11 protein-coding genes are annotated in these 21,115 nt (G+C 42.8%); 8 read left to right on the top strand and 3 right to left on the bottom strand.

Annotated elements, in window-relative coordinates:
* Window positions 1-48 precede the first annotated feature (48 nt).
* The 7 genes from BLT41_RS15955 to BLT41_RS15925 all read left to right on the top strand — a co-directional run bounded on the left by BLT41_RS15955 (window position 49) and on the right by BLT41_RS15925 (window position 8,969).
* Complete coding sequence (locus tag BLT41_RS15955; protein WP_092162919.1) at window positions 49-1,044, top strand: Fic family protein; 996 nt, start codon at window positions 49-51, stop codon at window positions 1,042-1,044.
* A gap of 427 nt (window positions 1,045-1,471) precedes the next feature.
* Complete coding sequence (locus tag BLT41_RS15950) at window positions 1,472-2,662, top strand: hypothetical protein (RefSeq protein ID WP_092162918.1); 1,191 nt, start codon at window positions 1,472-1,474, stop codon at window positions 2,660-2,662.
* A 14-nt stretch (window positions 2,663-2,676) separates the two neighbouring features.
* Window positions 2,677-3,777, top strand: coding sequence for a hypothetical protein (locus tag BLT41_RS15945; protein WP_092162917.1), 1,101 nt, complete (start codon window positions 2,677-2,679; stop codon window positions 3,775-3,777).
* A 103-nt stretch (window positions 3,778-3,880) separates the two neighbouring features.
* Window positions 3,881-4,561 (top strand): hypothetical protein, encoded by a 681-nt coding sequence (locus BLT41_RS15940; RefSeq protein ID WP_092162916.1) that lies wholly within the window; start codon window positions 3,881-3,883, stop codon window positions 4,559-4,561.
* Between the two features lie 94 nt (window positions 4,562-4,655).
* Window positions 4,656-5,942, top strand: a complete 1,287-nt coding sequence (locus BLT41_RS15935; RefSeq protein ID WP_092162915.1) for a hypothetical protein — start codon at window positions 4,656-4,658, stop codon at window positions 5,940-5,942.
* Window positions 5,932-7,299 carry a tetratricopeptide repeat protein gene (locus BLT41_RS15930; RefSeq protein WP_092162914.1) on the top strand — a complete coding sequence of 456 codons (1,368 nt, stop codon included), beginning with the start codon at window positions 5,932-5,934 and terminating at the stop codon, window positions 7,297-7,299. Before BLT41_RS15935 ends, BLT41_RS15930 begins: the two co-directional genes overlap by 11 nt.
* Complete coding sequence (locus BLT41_RS15925; protein WP_092162913.1) at window positions 7,299-8,969, top strand: hypothetical protein; 1,671 nt, start codon at window positions 7,299-7,301, stop codon at window positions 8,967-8,969. Before BLT41_RS15930 ends, BLT41_RS15925 begins: the two co-directional genes overlap by 1 nt.
* Before the next feature lie 107 nt (window positions 8,970-9,076).
* On the opposite strand, the gene BLT41_RS15920 is transcribed toward BLT41_RS15925, so the two are convergent.
* Window positions 9,077-10,219, bottom strand: coding sequence for a tyrosine-type recombinase/integrase (locus BLT41_RS15920; protein ID WP_092162912.1), 1,143 nt, complete (start codon window positions 10,217-10,219; stop codon window positions 9,077-9,079).
* A 650-nt stretch (window positions 10,220-10,869) separates the two neighbouring features.
* Between BLT41_RS15920 and BLT41_RS15915 the strand changes: the two genes are divergently transcribed.
* Window positions 10,870-11,559, top strand: coding sequence for a 4'-phosphopantetheinyl transferase family protein (locus BLT41_RS15915; protein WP_092162911.1), 690 nt, complete (start codon window positions 10,870-10,872; stop codon window positions 11,557-11,559).
* Window positions 11,560-11,635: 76 nt separating this feature from the next.
* Here BLT41_RS15915 and BLT41_RS15910 read toward each other — a convergent pair whose 3' ends face one another.
* Both BLT41_RS15910 and BLT41_RS15905 read right to left on the bottom strand, forming a co-directional pair.
* A complete protein-coding gene (locus BLT41_RS15910; protein ID WP_092162910.1) occupies window positions 11,636-19,510 on the bottom strand; it encodes a non-ribosomal peptide synthetase in 7,875 nt (2,624 codons plus the stop codon).
* Window positions 19,500-20,903: an MFS transporter gene (locus tag BLT41_RS15905; protein ID WP_092162909.1), complete on the bottom strand. Its 1,404-nt coding sequence runs from the start codon at window positions 20,901-20,903 to the stop codon at window positions 19,500-19,502. The genes BLT41_RS15910 and BLT41_RS15905 overlap by 11 nt, the downstream gene beginning before the upstream one ends.
* Between the last annotated feature and the right edge of the window lie 212 nt (window positions 20,904-21,115).

Below are 21,115 nucleotides of genomic sequence, written 5' to 3'. Positions count from 1 at the left end.
TGTGTCTAGGAAGTTGTTACTCTTGATAATGTTTGCTAAAATATTAGAATGCCAACCTACCACCCACCCCACACAATAACCCCAGCCATCGTAAATCTGATAGCTCAGATAAGCGAGGTCGTAGGGCGTTTGACCGTCCTTACCGACAATTCAAAGGAATTACGGTTAAGGCGCATCAATCGCGTGCGCACTATTCGCGGTTCTTTAGCTATTGAAGGGAACAACCTAAGCGAAGAACAGATAACAGCTATTCTTGACGGCAAAAGGGTAATAGCCCCGCCCCGTGAAATTCAGGAAGTGCGTAACGCCATTGCTGCTTATGAGCGTTTTGATAGTTGGTCTGTGGAGCGGGAAGCTGACTTGCTTGAGGCACATAGCGTGCTTATGTCCGGCCTGATAGATGAGGCTGGTGTTTACCGTCATTCCGGTGTCGGCGTGATTGCGGGTGAAAGGGTAATTCACATGGCCCCGCCAGCGAAACGCGTTTCTATTTTAATGCAGGATCTTTTTGGATGGCTTGCCGCTACTGATGACCATCCGCTGATAGCAAGTTCAGTTTTTCATTACGAATTTGAATTCATACATCCTTTCGCAGACGGCAACGGTCGTATGGGCCGTTTGTGGCAAACTCTGATCCTGAATCGCTGGAATCCTTTGTTCGCAGATATTCCGGTCGAAAGTCTGATCTATGAACACCAAGAAGAATATTATGACGCTCTGCAACAGAGCACGGATAAAGCTGATTCAGCCCCATTTATCGAGTTCATGCTCAGGATGATTTTGGATGCTGTTTCATCTACGACCCCCCAAGTCGGCCCCCATGTCACCCCCCATGTTAAAGCTTTGATAGAAGCTATTTCTGGAGAAATGAGCCGTGACGAGATTCAAGCTGTTTTGGGCTTGAAAGATCGCAAATCATTTAGAGATCTTTATCTCAAGCCAGCTCTAGAAGAAGGGCTTATTGAAATGACTATTCCTGATAAGCCTAAGAGTCGGTTACAGAAGTATCGTTTGACTGAGAAGAGGCTGCGACTACAGCATTAGCCTTTCAACCTCCACAGACCACTTGTTAAGCTGTTCTATTTTATTTTTACCTCGAATATTTTACCACCACGATGAGTTAATTCATATGAATGGGGCGTTCCTTTGGACCATGTTAATCGCCCTATCTGTTGAAAATATGCTTTGATACATCCCTCTACAATTTCATTCGCCCTCATATTCTTTTATTTTTGAAAATTTTACCGAAAGTCGATGACTCGGTTTATTCGTGTAGCTTTTAGTCGTTCATAAATTCAAATTACATCCTAAAAAAAAAGAAATTTTAAAAGCTGCTTGCACCTTATTGAATTAATCATAATTTTCTATTGATTGAACAATTCATTTGGTATAGATATTACGGGGTTTAATTGTTTAATTCTTGTCTGATAATTAAATTAATAACTACACTCTGGAAAGGGATACCCACAAAATGAAAGCACAAGATACCGCGCGAATTATATTCGTGCTTTTTGTTTTAGGTCTATTTTCAACACTAAATATTGTTGAAGCTCATGCCGAGAAAGAAAAGGTTATTTACTCTGGTTTTGCCTTTCTTGGAGAGCATGCAGATATAAAGAGTCAGTATAAATACAGTGATCAAATCTACAGCCTGAATAATGCAGAAGGCAGACCGCTTGTTGAAAAGATGCTTTCCGAGAGGATGCAGAAGACTGACAGTAAAAATATTGAAATTATTACCGGTGAATTGGGACAGTTGGATAGTGGTGAAGGTTTAGCAATGGCTATTGCTTTGGATTGGGAGGATGTAGCCGTTGAAACACTTGAAGAGGGGTTGGTTAAATCTGTCTACAACTTACACGGCCAGATATTGATTTTTGATTTTATTAAAATGGAAGTTGTGGCCAGCTATCCGTTTGGTGTCAGGGTTACCGATTGTACTTCTAAGATTCCTTCCGAGGAACACAAGCTTGAAATATTTAAAAAACTTTATTTGTCTGATATTGCGGGAGTGAATTTTCTTGACTCTTTGTGCTGTCTTTTAACAGACGTAGAAGTTAAATCCAGTGCCTCAAATTTGACTTTCAAGGTTGAAGACGTGGTTTTAGAGGCAAAGGCCAATGATTTTGTTGTAAAGAATTTCCCGAATGACCGAGAAGAAGCTTTTAAGATTTTTGTTGCCCAACAGTTTAGTTCTTTTTTTGCCAAGAATTTGAAGACGAGCATACTGCCTTATACAAAAGGAAAGGCCATAGGCAATAAGATGGCTGGCCGTTTTGCAAATGGGAATGTTTTCGAGCTTACGGTTCCAGATGGAGATTATCCTATAACCATAGCTATTCGAGGCTTTAAAAAGGTAAAACTGGACGAAAACGAGACCGGGCAATCGTGGGTGTATGGAAGCTATGTTCGGCTTATTGTCGAGTCTGCTCTTGGAGATGTCGTCAACAGTAAAATTAAAAACGGAGCGGTTAAAATTGTTCCTGTTGGCCAGTTAACCGTCGAGGATAGTTCTGCTTTTGTTGAAAGCTTGCTGGTTCTTTTTGATAAGACAACAAAACAAATCGAAATATGTGATTCAGATTGGCTGAAAAAATGTGCGGAAGGGTCATGTACGGGTGACCAATTTCAAGCTCTGAAACAAAAAATCAATAAGTACTGATAAACGAGGATCAAATGAAGAAAGTATTTTCAATAATGCTGGTGATTTGTTGCGTGTTAATGCTGTGTTCTGCCGCTTTTGCGGGCACTTCAGTAACAGGAGTTGCTACTCTCAATTACGACGGAGGAGTTTTTTCTTCAAAAATAAAAACAGAAACTAAGGATAAGGTTGCCCAAGAAGCCTTAGTGAATGCATGGAAGAAATATACTTCTTCATTTAACGCTGCAAAGTATAAAGCTTATCTTAAAATTGAAAAGGAATTTACGGATAATCTTGGTCAATACATTGCCAGCCATAGCATTGTGGACGAAAGGAACGATGAAGATAATAAAAAATATACTGTAGCGGTTAAAGCTCTCATTAATGATGTTGCCGTTGACAGCAAACTGAGCCTTTCTTCTGCCGCAGGTAGTGGGGCGTCCGGCGAAGGAAGTATGTTCTCCTTTATTTTTGTTGCTCGCGATACTGCTTCAGTTAAATCCTATGACAAAAAGGTGACCAAAGTTGCTCAGGCGCAATCGATGTCATCAGGTAAAGAAACAGGTTCGATGGGCGGTTCTACCATGGTTTCTGGTGAATCCCAAAAAAGCATGGCCAAAACTACAACTGGTGGAAGCTCTGAGCAAAAGGCAGATAAACTCAAATATACTATTTCAAGCTCAGCAGATATTGATGCTGCAATGAATGAAGTTTTGTCTCCTGCCGGCTTTGAAGTTGTAGAGTATGGCGATATCGTAAGTGAATGCGGTGGAGTTGAACCTGCAGTTATTAAAAAAGAATTTTCAATGCAGGCAGAGCTTTCTCGCGAAACTCGCAAAGCCGCCATTGCAGGAGCAAGACGTTGTGAAGTTCCTTTATTTGCAATTGGAACTTTAGACGCAGGAATGCCAGATATTGATCCTACAAGTGGCTTGAAAAGGGTTTATGTATCTGTAAATGCCAAGGTTTATAATATTAGTAAACGTTTGCCTAAGAAGGTTGCTTCTGTCGGTCCTGTTCAGTTCGCAGGTCTTGGTCCTTCTGCCATTGTTGCTAAAAGAAATGCATTATCAAAGGCTGCTAAGGAAGCAGCTCGTTCCATTGTTGATCAATTGAATGCAAAAGGATTGAAGTAGAGTAGCAAGGCTCAGCCAATTTAGGCTGGGCTTTATTTTTTTGGGGAGAGATTTTTTTAACCATTAACGCAGGTTTTTCCTGCATCCGTTACGGAGTGAATTGATGAAACGCTTTACAATTTCTTTGTGTACTATCCTTTTGGTTCTTTGTCTTGCAGGTGCAGCCAGTGCATTTGGTTTAGGCAGCGTTACTTCTGTGGTGTCAGGCGGAGACGATGCGCCTAAGGCTGACATTAAGGGGCTAAGCTCAGATCAGGCAAAGCTTAAATCAAGACTTGTCAGTGCGTTGGTGCATATGCTCGGTGCTCAGGAAAAAGTTCTTATCGCAACTGGTGATAAAAATGCAGCTGGTGCTGTAGCTAACCAGATTGGAGTTCTCAAAGCTGGTAACGTTCAGGATGAAGAGATTGATAAGTCCGTTGCGTTAACCGAAGATAATGATGAAGCTATTTCTAAAAAAGAGTCATCTATGAATGATCTTGACCAGTCCTCTAAAAAGAAGGTTGCAGAAGCATTACCTCCTTATGCTCTTGGTGTTGTTGATATGACAAAACTCAGCAAGGACTTCACTGAGTGGCTTGACGGAGCTCAGTCTGCGATTGCAGAAGCTTCTCCGACTAGTCTTCTCTCTATCAAAAAAGATCTTTCCTTTGGTATGAATATGGCTCCAAGAATTCCTGCTCTTACTTCCCAAACAGTTTCAACTACTCATAAACTGATAGCATTTTGCAAAAGTAATAAACTCGAAACATCCGGCGCTGAAGATGCGATGGGTGATTTGTAGAAAGTCTTGTGCATTAAGTGGACAGTCCGGGCTTATATTGGCCCGGGCTGCATAAATTTAATCTGAACTGCCGTGCTTTCAGGAGATTCAACAAGTGAGATTATTTCTTCAACTTCTTTTTATTCCTCTGGTTACTTTTTGTCTTTCTACCAGTATGGCTTTTGCTAAAATTGACTATGTGACAGTTGAAAAGACTGGAACAGGTGAAACTGCCAAAGCGGCTGTCCATGACGCTTTGGGGCAGGCTTTAGGTCAGGTTAATGGTATGCAAATGTCTACCAAAGAGCGATCTGCTTTATCTTCTGTACGAGTAGAGGCTAATGTTTTGGGAGAGAAAGGTGTTGCCGAGCTTAACAGTGAAGAATTTCAACAGGAAGTTCAGACTGCGACAAAAGGTGTAATCAAGAGCTATGAGGTTCTGGCCCTTGGAAACGATCCTTATAATAAAAAACTGGTAAATGTTACTCTGAAGGCAACAATTGCCAAATATAAAGTGTCCAAGCAGTCTAAGCGCAACCGTATTGCAGTCCTTCCGTTTCGTTTGGAAAATACCGAAGATATAATTCAGGCCGATTTTGCGAAGACTTTGGCTCAGGGGTTGGTGAGTTACCTTGCCCAGAGCAGAAAGTTTGCCGTGCTGGATCGTGATTTTGAGAAAGAGAGCAATGCAGAACTGGATTCCTTAAAAGGAGCTAACGTTCCTGTTGAGGAAATGGCCAGGCTTGGTAACCGACTCGGCACTGATTTTATTGTAGTAGGGCAGATCAACAAGGTTGTTGCCAAGAAATGGTTCAAGGAAATGAAATCTACTGGAAAAAAATTTCCTATGTCCCAGTACGGTGGATCTTTTACCTGTCGCGTAATTGATGTTGCCACCGGGCAGGTTGTGTTTTCTCAGCTTTATGAGAATATCAAAACTATTCAGGGTTCTTTGCCGGACATGAGCAGAATTTCCAAGAAAGATGCCGACGTGGTGGGCAGGAAAATCGTAGATGGAATTTTTCCTCTTGTGGTCGTTTCTGTCTCCGGTAAATCCATTTACCTCGGGCAGGGTGGAGAGACTGTAAAGAAAGGACAGAAGTTCACTTTAGTTCAGTATGGAAAAAGAATGGTTGATCCATATACCAAAGAGTTTCTTGGACGTGAAGAGGTTGCGATAGGGATTGTGCAAGTCGTCGATGTACAGGCTAAAACTTCCAGGGCTAACATTCTCAAATGCAGTGTTGATATGAATAAGGTCTTTACTCCGAATGGTTTTATTGTTCGTTTGATTAAAGGGTCTGGTGGTCAAAAAAGTGCTGCTAAAAAGACTAAGAAGGTTGAAAAAGTAATAGAGAAATCCATGGCTGAGATGGAAAAGGAAAGTAGCGATGACTGGTAGAGGGAAGCTGCGCTCCCTCTTTTTACTTGCGGTTATGTTTGTGGTCGCTTTCCCGTCAGTAACGATGGCTCAGCAAGCTCCTTTAAAGGTGTTTGAACTGGCTGGGTTGTATCAGTCTTCGTTAAAGGATAAGAGTTCAGGCTGGTATTCATTAACTGATTACGTTGTTTTTATTGCCGATCTTGAAAGAAAAGATCGCAGCAATTCTGTGCGTGATATGAGAGCCAAGACCATGCTTAAAGTTGGCGAGTTGATGCGCTCATGGTCGGCCTCAGAATGCGGCAAAGTTCAATGTGATTTGAGTCGTTGGCCTGAGCGGTCCAGAAAGATTCTTCAAGCCTATCTTGAAAAGAAAATTCAAACTCCGTCCTTCGCTCAGTTTCATGGACATGTTGTGGAAAATGCACCTGTTAAGCAAAGGTATAGATATGCCTTTGCTGTTCCTGTAGTTGAGCTTAAACAATTTTGTGCTCAGCTTAAGCAAGTTTCTGCGGATCCCATGAGAGTGTTCAGTCAAGTTCTTGAGGATGCGCTTAAGCATGAAAACTATTCTTTAGCAGCGACTCTGTTTTTTGATGCAGGTCTACCTCATCTCGCCTCCCTTGCAATTCAAGAAGGTTTGTCAGAAGAGTTCTGCATGGATAATTATTCTTTTAAGCCTAGTCCCTTAGCTCAAAGGAATGCATTAAAGGAACTTTTAGACGGAAAGATGAATATTGAGGCTAAAAATCTTCATAAACTTCCTGGTTCTTATGAAATTCTTTCAATGATGGCTGAAAGATCTATGAATACTCAGCCGGAACGTTCCTTTTCTCTTTTAGGATTATCATTGCCTGCGAGTGGCAATAATTATCCGGACGTTCTCGATACTATGAATAGTTTGACAGGAGGTAGTTCAATGGTACCTCCAAAATGGCAATCGATCGGTGGTGAGACAGTTAAAATGTCGATGTCTTCTGTAGGTAATCTTCGTTTTGGGGAAGGTGTCTCCGCTTTTGATGATGGCTATTTTAAGCAAGCAGTAAAGCTTTTTCGCAGTCACGGAGATAAAAATAAAATTAAAAAACTTTTAATTCAGGCGGCAGATAAAACTCCAGCTAATCCTAAAGTCTGGGATTATCTGGGGGCTATATTGAAGGCAGATAATAAGTGGGCGCAAGCCTCTGTAGTTTATCTACAGCTTTTGCAAATACGGGAATTTGACTCCGAAGCGATGGGACATCTGGCTGAGTGTTATAGTCAGATGGGTAGAACGGAGTCAGCAAGTGTTATTGCAGATTTCATGTTTTACAGTGGCCGGGTTGGGGAAAATAAAATTCTTAAAAGAATCACACAGCAAATAAGAGGAAAGCAATAATGAGAAGTGGAACCACGAAACTGGCGGGAATATTAGCTGTATCCATGGTAATGCTGATGGCAAGTTCAATTGCCTTTGCAGTAGAATACTCAGATGAAAAAGCTCAGGAAGAACAGGTTGTTCAAGATGCGTCTAAGGATGTCAGTTTAAATGCAGCCCAAAAGGCTATGGCGACTTCTCAGCCGTCTTCTGTGCCAGCTATGAGTGTTGATGATATGGTGGCTCAGTTTTTGTCGCGGGCTGGTTACATGCAAGGTTGGAACGATAAAAAGGAAACATTCATTGCTGTGGGAACTTCGGTTTTAGACAGTGAAGATCCTTCTTATGATGACAGTTTTATGATTAAAAGATCGCTCAAAAGCATGGAAGCTACTCTGGATGCCAAATCACAAATTATTAAGTTTATCAGAACTGATATGAGTGTGATGGATCAGGCAAGTACCCCCGGGACTGACCTTAGTGCCCAGTTTAAGGAAAAAATTGATAAACTGCAGATGAAAATTGAAGCCCAGCGGAAAAGACTTGTGGCTCTGCTTAAAGACGTGAACGCCGCAGATGCTGCAGCCCTAGAGGGAGCTACTTTCGGAGATCGTCTGAACAGGCTTATGGATGCTGCCATCAAAAAGTTGGATGAGACTTATTCCAGCGAGCAGATTGAGGAAAAGAAAAGGGCTAAGTTCGAACAAGCTAAATCTCGGTATCAGGACGCTCGCGGGGAGTACGATAAGACTGAAGCCCAGTTAAACGCTTTGACAGGTTCCAAAAAAGAGACATTGAAATCCAGTGTAGAAACTATGGCTGCAATGCCCCTTATGGGCGGATTAGTTCTGGGCCAGTTTGAAGCTTGGAGCGCTGACGATGAAAAATTTCATACTGCCATTGTTATGATGTGGAGTAAAAAGATGGAAGAGATTGTCAGGGGCTACCTTGCCGGGGAAAATATGACTGTTCCTCCGGGGAAGATTAGTATTACTGATTATGTAAACAATAATGATTGGTCTTGTTCCACTGGAGGGCGTAGGTTTCGCGATAATGGAGGCAACATTTATTTCATAGGAATTGGTGCCGCGGCTGTTGGATCAAGTGCCAGCAGTGAAAAAAGAGCTCGTGGAATATCTTCTCTTAATGCTCAGAAGGAAGTGGCAACAGCCATCTTTGCAGATGTTTCTTCATACGAAAAGGCTGAGCAGATGATGGAAACATACAATGGAGGCACGGGCAAAGATACTTCTGTGGCTGCCGAAAGTTTTGCCAGCGAGTTGTCTCAGTCTATGAAAAATAGAACCATTACCGGAATGCAGAAATTATATTCGCGAAAGGTCAAGCATCCCATTTCCGGGCAGACTATTTATGTCTCTATTTATGGGGTAAGCGGTCAGTCTGCTAGACAGGCCTTAATGATGGAAGAATCCAATTATCTGACCAGAATAATGGACGTTAAATCTCAGCAGGTTCATAAGGGAACCAAAGCTGGTCATGATTCAGCTGTACAGAACGCTAAAGCTGATAAAACCTCATATAATCAGGCCAAGGCTCAGGCCAGCAGTAATGTCTCTTCACAGGCCAATCAGGCTCAGCCCGCTGTAAACTCTAATCCAGGCGTTTCTAGTGGAGCGGGAGCTAGTAGCGGAGTTTACTCTGGTGCTGGTCAAGATGATGCCAGCTGGTAATTGATTATTTATCCGGCGTTTCACAGAGTGAAGCGCCGGTTTTTTTGTTTGTCTTTTTTACTACCGCTTTCTCAAGTTAACCGCAGTCATAAAATTTGTATCTGTGTCTACCTCTTTTGACCGCCACATTTCTGCATCTTCTGATACATATCCCCCACAACTTCACTTGCCTTCATCATGGCATCATCACGCAGGTGTGCATATCTCTGAACCATAGACGGTGTTTTATGGGTGAGCAGCTTTTGCAGAGTGTACATGTCTACTTGTCCCGAACTGGCGAGGGTAGAGGCAAAGACGTGTCGCAGTCCGTGCATAGGGCGAAAATCTTTGGCCAGTCCCGCATTGTCACATATACGCCGAAAGGGAATACGCATTTCTTTTGTTGGGCCGTTATCTCTACCGGGGAAAATGTATTCGCTGTCTTTTTGGGGCAGGTCTTCCAAAATTGATCTGGTTAAATTATTCAAAGGTATACGCTGATCAGTTCCACCTTTTGGGTCTTTGAGTGTGATGAAGCCACGATTAAAATTAATGTCATTCCATCTTAGCTTAAAGATTTCGCCCTTTCTCATGCCTGTATAGAGGGCCATAAGCATCATGTTCGCAGCAGGTTTATTCGATGAGGTTTCAATGGCTTCCATGAGTGATGAAAGCTGTCTGGGCGTGAGGTCTTCAGTTTTGATGTTATTTACTTTAGGCATTTCGAAATGAAGTTTGGCCTGATTGACAGGCTGACATAGGCCGCGCTTGGCTCCGAAATTAAGTATGCGTTTGAGCAGGACAAGTCCTTGCTTAACTGTGCCGGGAGCAAGGCCGCGGTCCTGTAGTTTGCGGCGCAGTTTGTCTATGTCCGTTGTTGAAATTTCTTCCGGAATTTTTCTACCAAAATCTTTGAGCAGGTATGCCCGCCAGCGATTACGGTCGTCTTTTATACTCTTGTTTTCTTGCTTAGCATCATAGAATGTTTCCCATAACCGGCTGGTGTTCATTTTCTCCCGTTCTGCACGGATCTTCTCTCTACGCTCTTCATTGGAGTCAACCCTGCCTTCGATGCGGAGCACCCGCAATCGGTTGGCTTTGGCTGGTGTCATACGGTCCTGATGCTGGCGACCGGCTTTCTCCTCGATTGATTTTCCATTTTTATAGTAACGGATGTAGAAGATCTTTTCATTTACGCCGGTTGTGGGGTGGGTGCTGGTGATGTAAAATACGCCTTTGTATGCGGTTTTATTCCTTTTTTTAACTGCCATAACCTTGTCCTTTTTGCCTGTTTGTGGGGAAGAGGAATTTGTGATCAATTTTCTCTCATTAATCCGTTTAATTCCGTGGGGTCATGGCTCATATTCCCCATGCTATTCCCCATAAAGAAGGCCAAGATACAGTAAATTATGGGGAAATCAAACAAGGTAGGTTAAAGAGTGTTCTTCTTTTAATTAAAGAACTTATGAGGCAGTTAAACTCGGGTAAAGAGTCCAGAACGGTACTCAAAATCCGCCGGTAGTGATACCATGAGAGTTCAATTCTCTCTCCCGGTACCAGATAAATCAAGAGCTTACAGTTTTACGACTGTGAGCTCTTTTTTTGTGCGTGGTGTTTTGCCCCGTTTCTATCCCGCTTTTTTTGGGGGAGGGGGGAGGTAGAATCTCGTCCTTTTCTTGACAGAATGAGTTTATATTCGATTAAATGGACGCATGAAAAAGAAAAATAGTTCACACGAAAGCCATTCGTTAAAAAAATGTTGAATGTTGGTGGCGTGGCGAAGCTTTAAATTTTTATGAATACCTTGTGAAGCTCGTTATGTGCAGAGTTTCTGATTTAGAACCCTCGGAATTGCCCACAGCATTGGTAGAGACATGTCTTTATGAAAGTACTGGAAATTAAAATTTAGGATGTAGCTATTATGCCGCCCTCGTCTATAAAGCATTGTAAGGATTCTTTTCTTGATATCCTATTTCCCGATTCTGTGGTTACAGCAGAATCCTTGCCTCATATATCTAGAAGCAGTTTGCATGAAGATGAATGGGAAATAGTAGCAGACTCGGTGCCTGAAAGGCAGGCGGAGTTTTGCGGGGGGCGGGTTTGTGCGCATCAGGCTTTGAAACAATTAGGCATGGCTGATAGTGCAATTTTACAAAATAAAGATCGTTCACCACGGTGGCCGGACAACGTGACAGGTTCAATCTCGCACACTCAAGGATATTGCGCGGCTGCGGTGGCAAAAAAGGATGATATTGAAGGTGTCGGCCTTGATGTAGAGCTTGATTCTCCACTTGATTGGAAACTGTCTGAGCTTATATGTTCTCCGCAAGAGCTTATCTGGCTTTCCAGCTATCCTCTCAGTGAACGCAGCAAATTAGCGAAGATATTTTTTAGTACAAAGGAGGCTGCGTTTAAATGTCAGTTTCCGATTACTCAGGAATTTATCGATTATGCTCAAGCTGAAATTACTCTAGATTTTAATGAGTTGTCTTTTAATGTTATCGTCACTCATAAGTCACCTGAAGTTTCTCTGGTTTGCTCCAAAATACATGGCCGCTATGAAGTGAAGAACGGATTTATATTATCCGGAGCAACTATTCTAAAAGATTGAAACCCATTTGTCTCATGGGACTGACCATGGAGGCCAGTCCTCACGAGGTAATGTTTTTCCTTCCTGCTAAAACGAACTAACTTGAATATACCAGCAATTTTTCCAGATCCCTGTGCTGACCGGCCATGACCTGCATGATTTTTACTGCCAATTCCGGGGTTTGAACAACTTGAGCAAGTAGAGCTTCCCGATTGATAATAACAACCTGAGCTTCTCCCATGATCGCTTCTATTGTTATACTAGCCCCTTTATCTTCGGCAAAATTCTGCATAGCCACAAAATCACCGGCATGGGCTATTTTTATAGTGCCAGCCCATCCAGAATGAGAAAGCTTACTTATCTCAACAAACCCTTTTACAATAAGGAAAATGTTTGTTGCAGCATCTCCTTCCATTTGAATTAGGCTGTTTTCAGCAAAAACTTCATGTCTTGATTTAAGCGCCAGCCCTTCTATGGCTTGAGCAGGCAAGCCGGTAAAGGCTCTGATACTCTTCAAAAATTCCATGCGTTTTTTTAAAGCTTCCAAAACAAATTTGCGGGCTGTTTCAGGATTTAGAGATGGCCATTCAAAGCCCAATTTCTTGAGCACCAGAATGGTTTTATCAGAGCTGATCATAGTGGTTGTCTGCGCGGTCTTTTTCTCCAGCCAGCCTAAATGAAGCAGGAGAGATTCAATATCTTCGCGATATTCGTCAAAATTTAATTTTTCCATTAGGAAATCAATAAACTGCGGAATACGCATTCGTTGTGTGGGCAGGTTCAGAGCAGGGTCTTCCAGCAGCTCGGCAACACTTTGTTTTGTTTCATGTTGTATATGGAAAATTTCATTGAACAGTGCAGGCCTGTCAAACAGGGTGAGAATTGCTCCGGCAACCTGATCAACAAAGGAAAAATCACTCCTGTCCATACCTTCGGGCACGGCGCCTATGGCAACATAGGATTTCACCTGCCTGAAAAATCCGTTGTCTTCGATATTTTCCTGAAAGCGTCCGTTAATGGAATCAAAAACAATGTTGGAAACTCTGTAGATATTGGCTGTCAGCCCTTGCTGCCTTGCCGAAATAATCTGTTTTTCCGCCTCAAGTTTTGTGGTCAGGTAAAAATTATCTGTTTTCTGCCCGGCGTCGGTATCAAATTCGGTGAACAGGAAAGTCTTTTTATCATCTATATTTCCCAGCCCCACCGAAGTGGTTGAAATTTGGTGTAGGACTTTATCTCTGCCATGAAGAGCAAATTCGATCAGGTTGCTGGCAGACACCACATTTGCCGTTACAAATTCTTCATAATGCCCGTAATGTTTTACAAGGGCCGCAGCATTGATAATACAATCGACTTCCTGTGCAAGTTTTTCCCAGTCGGCTTTGTTTAAACCTATTTTTTCACTGGAAAGATCTCCGGCATGGATTTGAATTCTCTCTTTGTATATTTTGGGCATAGCGCACTTGAAGTAATACTCCCATTTGGAGTCAAGCCTTGCACGGGCCGCATCACTGTCTTTGGATCGGATGATCAGATGGATACGAGAGGTACCCGTTGTCAGTAATCCGTTTAAAAGGAAAATTCCTAAAAATCCGGTAACGCCTGTTAAAAGCACGGATTCATATTGCTGTTGATCAGAAAGATCCAGCGTTTCATATGGAGTATACTGGTCTTTATAGGATGATTCCATCTGTGCAAAAGAGTTTTCGATCTCTGAATCCGGTCCGGTCCCGAATCTTTCTTTAACCTCAAGCAATTTTTTCATTAGATTGTTTTCAAGAGGTCTGACATTGCGGGCCAGTCTTTCCGGCGTCTGATATTTGAAAATATCATTCACCCCGATTTCCACATGTTTTTTCAACTCATAGATAAGGGTCACAGCCTTCAGGGAGTTGCCGCCCATATCAAAAAAATTATCGGTCATACTGATATTATTTTTTTTGAGAATACTGCAAAATCCATCCAAAACTTTCTTTTCCACCTCGGTTTGAGGCTTAACAATCTGTTTTTTATCACTCGTGTTATTACCGGGCATAGGGAGTGCGCGGCGATCGACTTTGCCGTTGGCTGTTACTGGTATATTATCCAAATAAATTAAGTGGGAAGGTACCATATAGCCAGGCAGTTCTTGGAGTAGAAAGTCTTTCAACTCGGCCGGAGCTATTTCCTGAGGCCCGGTATAATAGCCGCATAAAAATGAATCTTCTAAATTATCACCGGCCACGGCAAGCACATAAGTATCCTTCACAGATGGATATCTGCCCAGTACATTTTCTATTTCAGAGGTTTCAATTCTGTATCCTCTGATTTTTACCTGATGATCTTTTCTGCCCAGATAAACAATCCGCCCCTGAACAGACATACGAACAAGGTCTCCTGTTTTGTACATCCTTTCGCCGGAAATAAATGGATCAGGCAAAAATGCCAGATCGGTGAGATCTTGCCGATTGACATAACAATCAGCCAGCCCGTCACCAGCTATGTATAATTCACCCACAGCTCCTCGTGGAACGAGGCGCAGGTCTTCGTCAAGTATATACAACCGAGCATTGTCGGCAGGGATTCCGATGGGAACGGCTCCCCCTCTGTCTGTTGCCGGATTGAAAGCATGCCATGAACAGGCCACGGAAGCTTCTGTTGGGCCGTATTCATTTACGATTGAAAGCCCCTGCGGGAATTTTGCAAGAACCCGGCGGCATAAATCTGTGCTCAGATTCTCCCCGCCTACAATCAGCTTTTTCACACGGGTGCTCTGACAATCAACCATCTCAAGAAGTGCCAGATGGCTTGGAGTCATTTTCAATACATCGACTTCATTTTCCCGGATAATTTTCTCTACCAATCCGCTTTTATCCTCTCCCGGATAAATAACCATGCGGGAACCGGTCAAAAGAGGAAGGAACACTGAGGTGACAACAAGGTCAAATGAAAGTGAAGAATAAAGCGGAACGTCAAAGACCTGATCCTGAAGTAAACAGCTTTTTACCCACAGCAGATAATTAAGAACCCCTTTATGGGTTACCATTACACCTTTCGGTTTCCCCGTGGAGCCGGATGTATAAATGATGTAAATGGGGTCAGATGGATTGCTGCCGGAATCCGGCATGAGGTCATTATCCGAATACGTTTGTTCATCTTCAAGTTTCAGACAGGTTAAAGACGGGGCCAGTTTTTGAGCCTGATCATTGCCTGAAGTGGTCAAAACAAGGCGGACATCCGCCTCCTTCATCATAAAATTTATTCTCTCAGCTGGGTAGCCGATATCAACCGGCACATATGCTCCCCCAGCTTTCAGAATTCCCAAAATACCTACAATAAATTCAATGGAAGCCGAACCTACTACCCCTACAACCTGCCCTGAACTTACGCCCTCGGCCCTAAGTCTATTGGCAAGCCGATTGGTCAGGCTGTCTAGTTCGCTGAATGAAATGGTCCTGTCTTCTTGTTTAATAGCAACCGCGTCTGGTGTTCTCTTGGCCTGCTGGCAAAAACAATCAGTCACAGTTTGATTAGGACATGGGACGCTGGTATCATTGAATTTTTCTAGAAGAAATTTTCGTTCCCGAGGCAGAATTATATCATATTCACCAACCGTTTTATCAGGGTGTTCACAGATTTGCTCTAAAAGCTGAATATACTGATCTCCCCAGCCAAGCACGGTCTCTTCGTCAAACAAAGCCTTTTTATATTCAATTTTTAGCTGAATGCCTTCTTCATGAATGATGGCTTCAAAGGTCTGATCAAACTTGGAAACTCCCGGATCATAATCCACAGGCGAAATTGAAAGTTCTCCCGCTTTCATGGTCGAAGGCATTTCTCTGAGAGTAAAAAGGACATCAAGCAGTGGAGTCCTTCCGGGTTCCCTTTTTACGCCAAGCTGTTCAACAAGGTCTTCCAGAGGGTAATCCTGATTATCCAAAGCTCCCATGACCGTCTGGTTTACTGAGGAAAGGTAATTTTTTATCGGGGTGTTTTTATCGGGGAACAACCTTAACGGCATAGTACCGACAAACATGCCCAGCATATTTTCCACTTCCGGGATGGTACGGCCTGATGATGGAATTCCCACAACAAGATCTGTGCAGGAGGTATGACGCATTAAAAATATTCCGTAGGCCGCGAGCATGGTTGTAAACAGAGTAACCCCTGATTTCTCAGCGACTTTTGCTAACCTGTTTTTGACGGTTTCGGGTACGTCAAAGAGCAGGCGGCCTCCGCTGTAATCCATAGAAGCTTTTCGCACATGGTCAGCTTCAAATTCCATGGTCTGGCTAAACCCTTTAAAAACATCCAGCCAATACGCCTGCTGTTTCGGTAATCTACCACCTACGTTGGTTTCCTGCTGCCATACTGAAAAATCTTTATAGCTGAATTCGAGGGCAGGCAGTTCGTTGCCGCCGTAAATATCCCATAATTCCTTCATAAGAATGGAAACAGAAAGTCCATCCATAATGATATGGTGAACATCAAAAACAAATACATGGCTGTTAGCAGATTCCCTGAACAATGCTGTCCTGAACAGAGGAGCATTTTCCAGATCAAACGGTTTTACAAAATCTTTTATCTGAGCCTGCACATGATTGGGAGAAGTTTCAGCAAAAACCCTTTTAGGAGTGACTTCCTGATGAACTTTCAGCACCGGAATTCCATTTTCCAGTTTAAAACCTGTGCGCAGTATTTCATGGCGCAAAACAAGTTCATCAATGGCGGCTCCCAGTTTCACATGATCCAGAGGGCCCTGTATTCTCATGACAAGGGGGATGTTGTATGCCGTGTCTACATTTCCCATCTGGTGAATCAGGTAGAGTCTTTTCTGGGCAGACGTTACCGGATAAAAACTACGGACAGGTACTGATTTTATTTCGTCTTCTTTGCTGTCTTTCAACTGTTCAATAAAGGCGGCAGTTCTTCTCAATGTTTGCAGTTTAAAAATTTCTGATATGGGAAGGTTGATCTTGAAAACTTTTTGTATCCGGTATTGCATGGTCAAAGCTTTCAATGAGTGGCCGCCCAGAGATAGAAAACTATCATTGGCACTGATTTTCTTTAGGCCCAGGATTTTTTCCCAGATAAGAGCAAGTTTTTTTTCTGTCTCGGTTTTGGGAGGTTCATATTCGGTCTGTCTTTGGGATTCAAGATCGGGTTCCGGCAACGCTCTCCGGTCTACTTTCCCCGAACTGTTCATAGGAAGAGTATCAATGGCGGTAATAAAGGCAGGAACCATATAGTCCGGCATATCTGCTTTCAAGCTGGCCTGTATGTCTGAAACCCCGTTTTCTTGCGATGTTTCAACCCATGCACATAAAAAGGGTGATCCAGTATTATCCTCTCTGACATCGACCACAGCATTTGTGACATGAGGCAGCTTTACTATTCGTGCTTCAATCTCTTCAAGCTCTATCCGGTATCCTCTGATCTTCACCTGAAAATCGATCCGGCCCAGAAAATCTATATTGCCGTCGGGAAGCCATTTTGCGAGATCTCCTGTCCGGTACATTTTCTGCCCGGGGAAAAAAGGATCAGCCACAAACTTTTCAAGGGTAAGCTCGGGCCGGTTCAGATATCCTCTGGCAAGACCAGCTCCGGCGAGATAAAGTTCTCCAGCCACACCAAGGGGCTGAGGATTTTTATACCGATCAAGAATATATGCACGGGTGTTGGGAACAGGCTTCCCAATGGGAGATTTAATCCATTTTTTGTCCAGATGGATATGTGTGGATATTACCGTGTTTTCCGTGGGACCGTATTCATCAACCAGCCGGAATTTAGGCAGGCTGTATTTCTTTAGTTTTTCCCCGCCTGTGGTCATCACCTTGAGAGAATTATTATCGCACATTTCAAGGAACTGTTCACACATGGGGGTGGGAAGATCGATATAAATAATCTGATTTTCCTCAAGATACTCATTTATTTTTACGGGATTGAGTCTGATATCTTCGGAAATAAGATGAAGCTCGGCGCCGTTTAGTAAGGGAGAAAATATCTGGGAGACCGAAGCGTCAAAGCTGAAAGAAGCATACTCGGCGGTTTTAACTCCGGCTGTTATGCCATAGGCCCGGCTGTGCCAGTTAACAAGATTCACAACACTCCTGTGTTCAATGACAACCCCTTTGGGGCGTCCCGTTGAACCGGATGTGTAGATTATATAGGCTGCATTTTTGGAATCTGTCCGTATGGGTAGTTTTTCAGCCTTCGCAGTGAAAAGAGAACTATCTGAAAGATCAAAATAATTGTCGGTATAAGAACTTGGAACTTCATCGCAATGAGCCAGAAGGAGCTTTGCCCCAGAATCTTTAAGAATGTAGAGAATACGGTCTTCGGGATATTTGGGATCAATGGGAAGATAGACCCCGCCAGCCTTTAATATGGCAAGCATGGCGATGATACTTTCTACGCGCCTTCCTGCAATGAGCCCCACAATGGTTTCCGGTCCAACTCCCGCTTCATGTAACTTAAAGGCAAGAGAATCAGCCTTACTTGCAAGCTCATTATAGGTAAGTTTTTCATCACCGAGAACGAGAGCAGGTGAGTCGCCATAGCTCTCCACCTGTTTGTCAAACATGTGAACAAGGGTAGTTTCAAGGTTATAAGCTTCTTCTGTAGCGTTAAACTCATGTATGACCTGATTTATTTGAGCCTTGTCGATAATAGGCAGATCTTTAATTTTCTGTTCAGGATGCTTAATTCCGGCAGAAATAATATTGCATATTCCCTTAAAAATTGTCTCAATGGATGCTTCCGAATACAAAGCATTTTTATAGTCGAATTCCAGCTCTAAAATTCCGAGAAGATCTTTGTTTTGCGGATTAACGTGGATGGAAAGGCCGCCGGCTTCATAAGGAGGCTGAATATGCTCAAAACCCATGTCTTCAAAAAGCACGTCCTGATGTCCTATTACCGAAACATTCATAAAAAAGGACGGGTCAATTCCAGACTTATCCCTCAGATTTACAGCCAATTCATCAAAAGGGTATTTCTGCCGTTCCTTAATAAGGTAATTCATCTGGTCGCCGACGGTTTTGACCAGTGATCCAAAAATATCATCTCCCTTCATTCGAATTCTAACGGGGATGGTGCTGATAAACATCCCTGCCATTTCATACTGTTTCTTTATGGAACGGTTGTGATTGAAGGTGGGCAGTACAAAATCATCTATGCCTGTAATGCGACTTGTGTAGATAGAAACCGCTGTATAAACGAGTTTAAAAACAGAAGTTTTATTTTCTTTTGCCCATTTACGCATACCGTCTCTCAGCCCGTTGTCGAAGGCCAATATCTTTTTATCTGCTGCCATGGAACCATCGGTAGAACGTGATCCTGATAGATTAATTTCCTCGGGTAAGGGCAGCATCTCTTCTTCCCAGTACAATTTATCTTCATTGTATCTGGCTGAATTCAAATATTTTTGTTCATAATTTAAAAAATCAATATAGGAGTTGGTCATTGAAAAATCAGCGGCTTTTCCTTCCAAAAATCGAAAATAGGTATTTTTGATGTCTCTGAGAAATAACAGCACAGTGCCGCCGTCTGAGACTATATGGTGAAGCTTCATGTAATAGCCGCTTTTTCCGTCGTCATGACGCAGCAGAGCAAAATAGAACAGATCGGAATCTAAAAATTCAAAGGGCTGGGAAGTCTGGTCAACTGACCAGTTTTTAAGCTTTGCAGTACCGCCGGGAACATGGAAGTCATATACATCAAACAGTTTATCGCTATGGGGTTCAATGTACTGACAGGGTTTTACCGTTTCCTGTTCGGTTAGCTCCGTTATCCGCATTCTTATCCCTTGATGGGCATTGATTACCGCATTTATGGCGGATTCCAGTATAGTATTGTCGGCTTTGAAATCAAACTTTACAAGGAAAACTAGGTTGGCGGCACCTACTCCGGGATATGTCTTTTCAGAATACCAGATTCTTTTTTGAGGATGTGACAGGTCATATAGTTTATGTTCTGATTTTTCATTTTTCATAATTCTGTTCCTCTTCAGGCAGTGAGGGCTGCCCTGATTTTGATATCATGGAAGCCCCGAACGCTATCAGGGCAAAGGCTGTAGCCAGAAAAACTGCATAGTGGAAACCGGAATCAATCTGTAAGGCACGGCTTAAAATGTCAGATCCATTACTGGTTTCCAGAAAATTTCCAAAAATACTTACACCCAGAGCCGCTCCGATGGTTGTGCCCGAAGATGCTACCGCAGTGAACATTCCGGCTCTGTCAGCCGGGGCATTGCTCATGAAAAGGGTTATATTTGCTGTGAAAAACATGGCAAGAGCGATACCGAATCCGATAAAAATGATAATGATCATTGCACTTGAAATATCGGGTGAGAAAAAATAAAAACTGGCGGTGGTAAGTACTGCCAGCGCTGAGGCCCTGACCTCAATCACCTTAGGACCTAATCTGTCTGCCAGATAGCCGGCAAGAGGGCTTACCGCGATGGACACCACCGGGAAGAACATGAGGAAAAAGCCTGTTCTGCCTACCCCCATTTGCAGCACTTCCATGAAATAAAAAGGGAAAAGGAAGTTTAAGCCGGAAAGGACAATCACAAAGCCCATGTTGGCGGCAATACATGCAAGTATGCCTTTTTTTAGAAACAGAGGTATTTCAAGGAGAGGGTGTTTAGTTTTAAGCTCCTGCCGGATAAATGCCATTGTGCACGCTAAGAAAATAATAACAGCAACGGCATATGTTGCTGAAAAAATATTTTCACCGAATCCCCGGGTCAGGATCAGCAGAAAAAGAGTTACAGCTATAATACTTAGGAAGAGGCCTTGCAGGTCAAAGCATTCCGGCTCTGATTTTCTTGCCGGATCTTTTTTTAGATATATCATTGAGGCGATAATCGCGACAATTCCTACAGGAATATTGATTAAAAAGATCCATCGCCAGCCGAAAGAATGAATCAGCCAGCCGCCCAGAGGCGCACCCATGGCATACCCGATACCTCCGAGAACCGTATTAAGGCCGAAAGCTCTGCCTATGTAATCTGAAGGTAAGTTCTGGAGTAGAATTGCGCCAAAATTAGCCATAATACATGCCGCACCGATTCCCTGAACCAGTCGGCCTAGATACATCATGTGAATCTGGTGAGCAAAAGCACAGATAAGAGAACCCACGGAAAAAATTAAAAAACCCGTGATAAAAACTCGTTTTGAGCCCAGTGCATCTCCAAGTTTTCCTGAAAAAAGAAGCAGGCTTCCCAGTGCGCACAAATAAATCAGCACGACCCACGCGACATCCTGTGTGCTGGCCCTTAAATCTGTGCAGAGTGTGGGAAGTGCTATATTAACGATGCTGGCGTCCAGATTAACTAGGAATGTTCCGGCCGCGATAACTAAGATGGTTGTAATATTTCTCATATCTTCGTTAATTCTTTTCTATTGTTTTAAAAATTGTGCCGTTGATTTTATCATCATATTTTTAGAGGCACTTACGATTAGCCAGTGCACGTCTTTTCTCGGCTTTTATGTCGTGATGATATCAATACTTCCGTACCTTTGATTCAACAATAAGCAAAAAATAGTTAACAAAAAAACAATCATAAAGAAAACTATTTTGAAGAAATAAGAAA

Source organism: Maridesulfovibrio ferrireducens, assembly GCF_900101105.1.
Taxonomy (GTDB): Bacteria; Desulfobacterota; Desulfovibrionia; order Desulfovibrionales; family Desulfovibrionaceae; genus Maridesulfovibrio; species Maridesulfovibrio ferrireducens.
The sequence above is the reverse complement of the archived record's forward strand: the minus strand, read 5'-3'. Positions and strand labels throughout refer to the sequence as shown.

What these genes read in the sequence shown, in the direction of transcription:
- BLT41_RS15955 (WP_092162919.1), top strand. Translation starts at nt 49, where the DNA reads ATGCCAACCTACCACCCACCCCACACAATAACCCCAGCCATCGTAAAT.
- BLT41_RS15950 (WP_092162918.1), top strand. Translation starts at nt 1,472, where the DNA reads ATGAAAGCACAAGATACCGCGCGAATTATATTCGTGCTTTTTGTTTTA.
- BLT41_RS15945 (WP_092162917.1), top strand. Translation starts at nt 2,677, where the DNA reads ATGAAGAAAGTATTTTCAATAATGCTGGTGATTTGTTGCGTGTTAATG.
- BLT41_RS15940 (WP_092162916.1), top strand. Translation starts at nt 3,881, where the DNA reads ATGAAACGCTTTACAATTTCTTTGTGTACTATCCTTTTGGTTCTTTGT.
- BLT41_RS15930 (WP_092162914.1), top strand. Translation starts at nt 5,932, where the DNA reads ATGACTGGTAGAGGGAAGCTGCGCTCCCTCTTTTTACTTGCGGTTATG.
- BLT41_RS15925 (WP_092162913.1), top strand. Translation starts at nt 7,299, where the DNA reads ATGAGAAGTGGAACCACGAAACTGGCGGGAATATTAGCTGTATCCATG.
- BLT41_RS15920 (WP_092162912.1), bottom strand. Translation starts at nt 10,219, where the DNA reads ATGGCAGTTAAAAAAAGGAATAAAACCGCATACAAAGGCGTATTTTAC.
- BLT41_RS15915 (WP_092162911.1), top strand. Translation starts at nt 10,870, where the DNA reads ATGCCGCCCTCGTCTATAAAGCATTGTAAGGATTCTTTTCTTGATATC.
- BLT41_RS15910 (WP_092162910.1), bottom strand. Translation starts at nt 19,510, where the DNA reads ATGAAAAATGAAAAATCAGAACATAAACTATATGACCTGTCACATCCT.
- BLT41_RS15905 (WP_092162909.1), bottom strand. Translation starts at nt 20,903, where the DNA reads ATGAGAAATATTACAACCATCTTAGTTATCGCGGCCGGAACATTCCTA.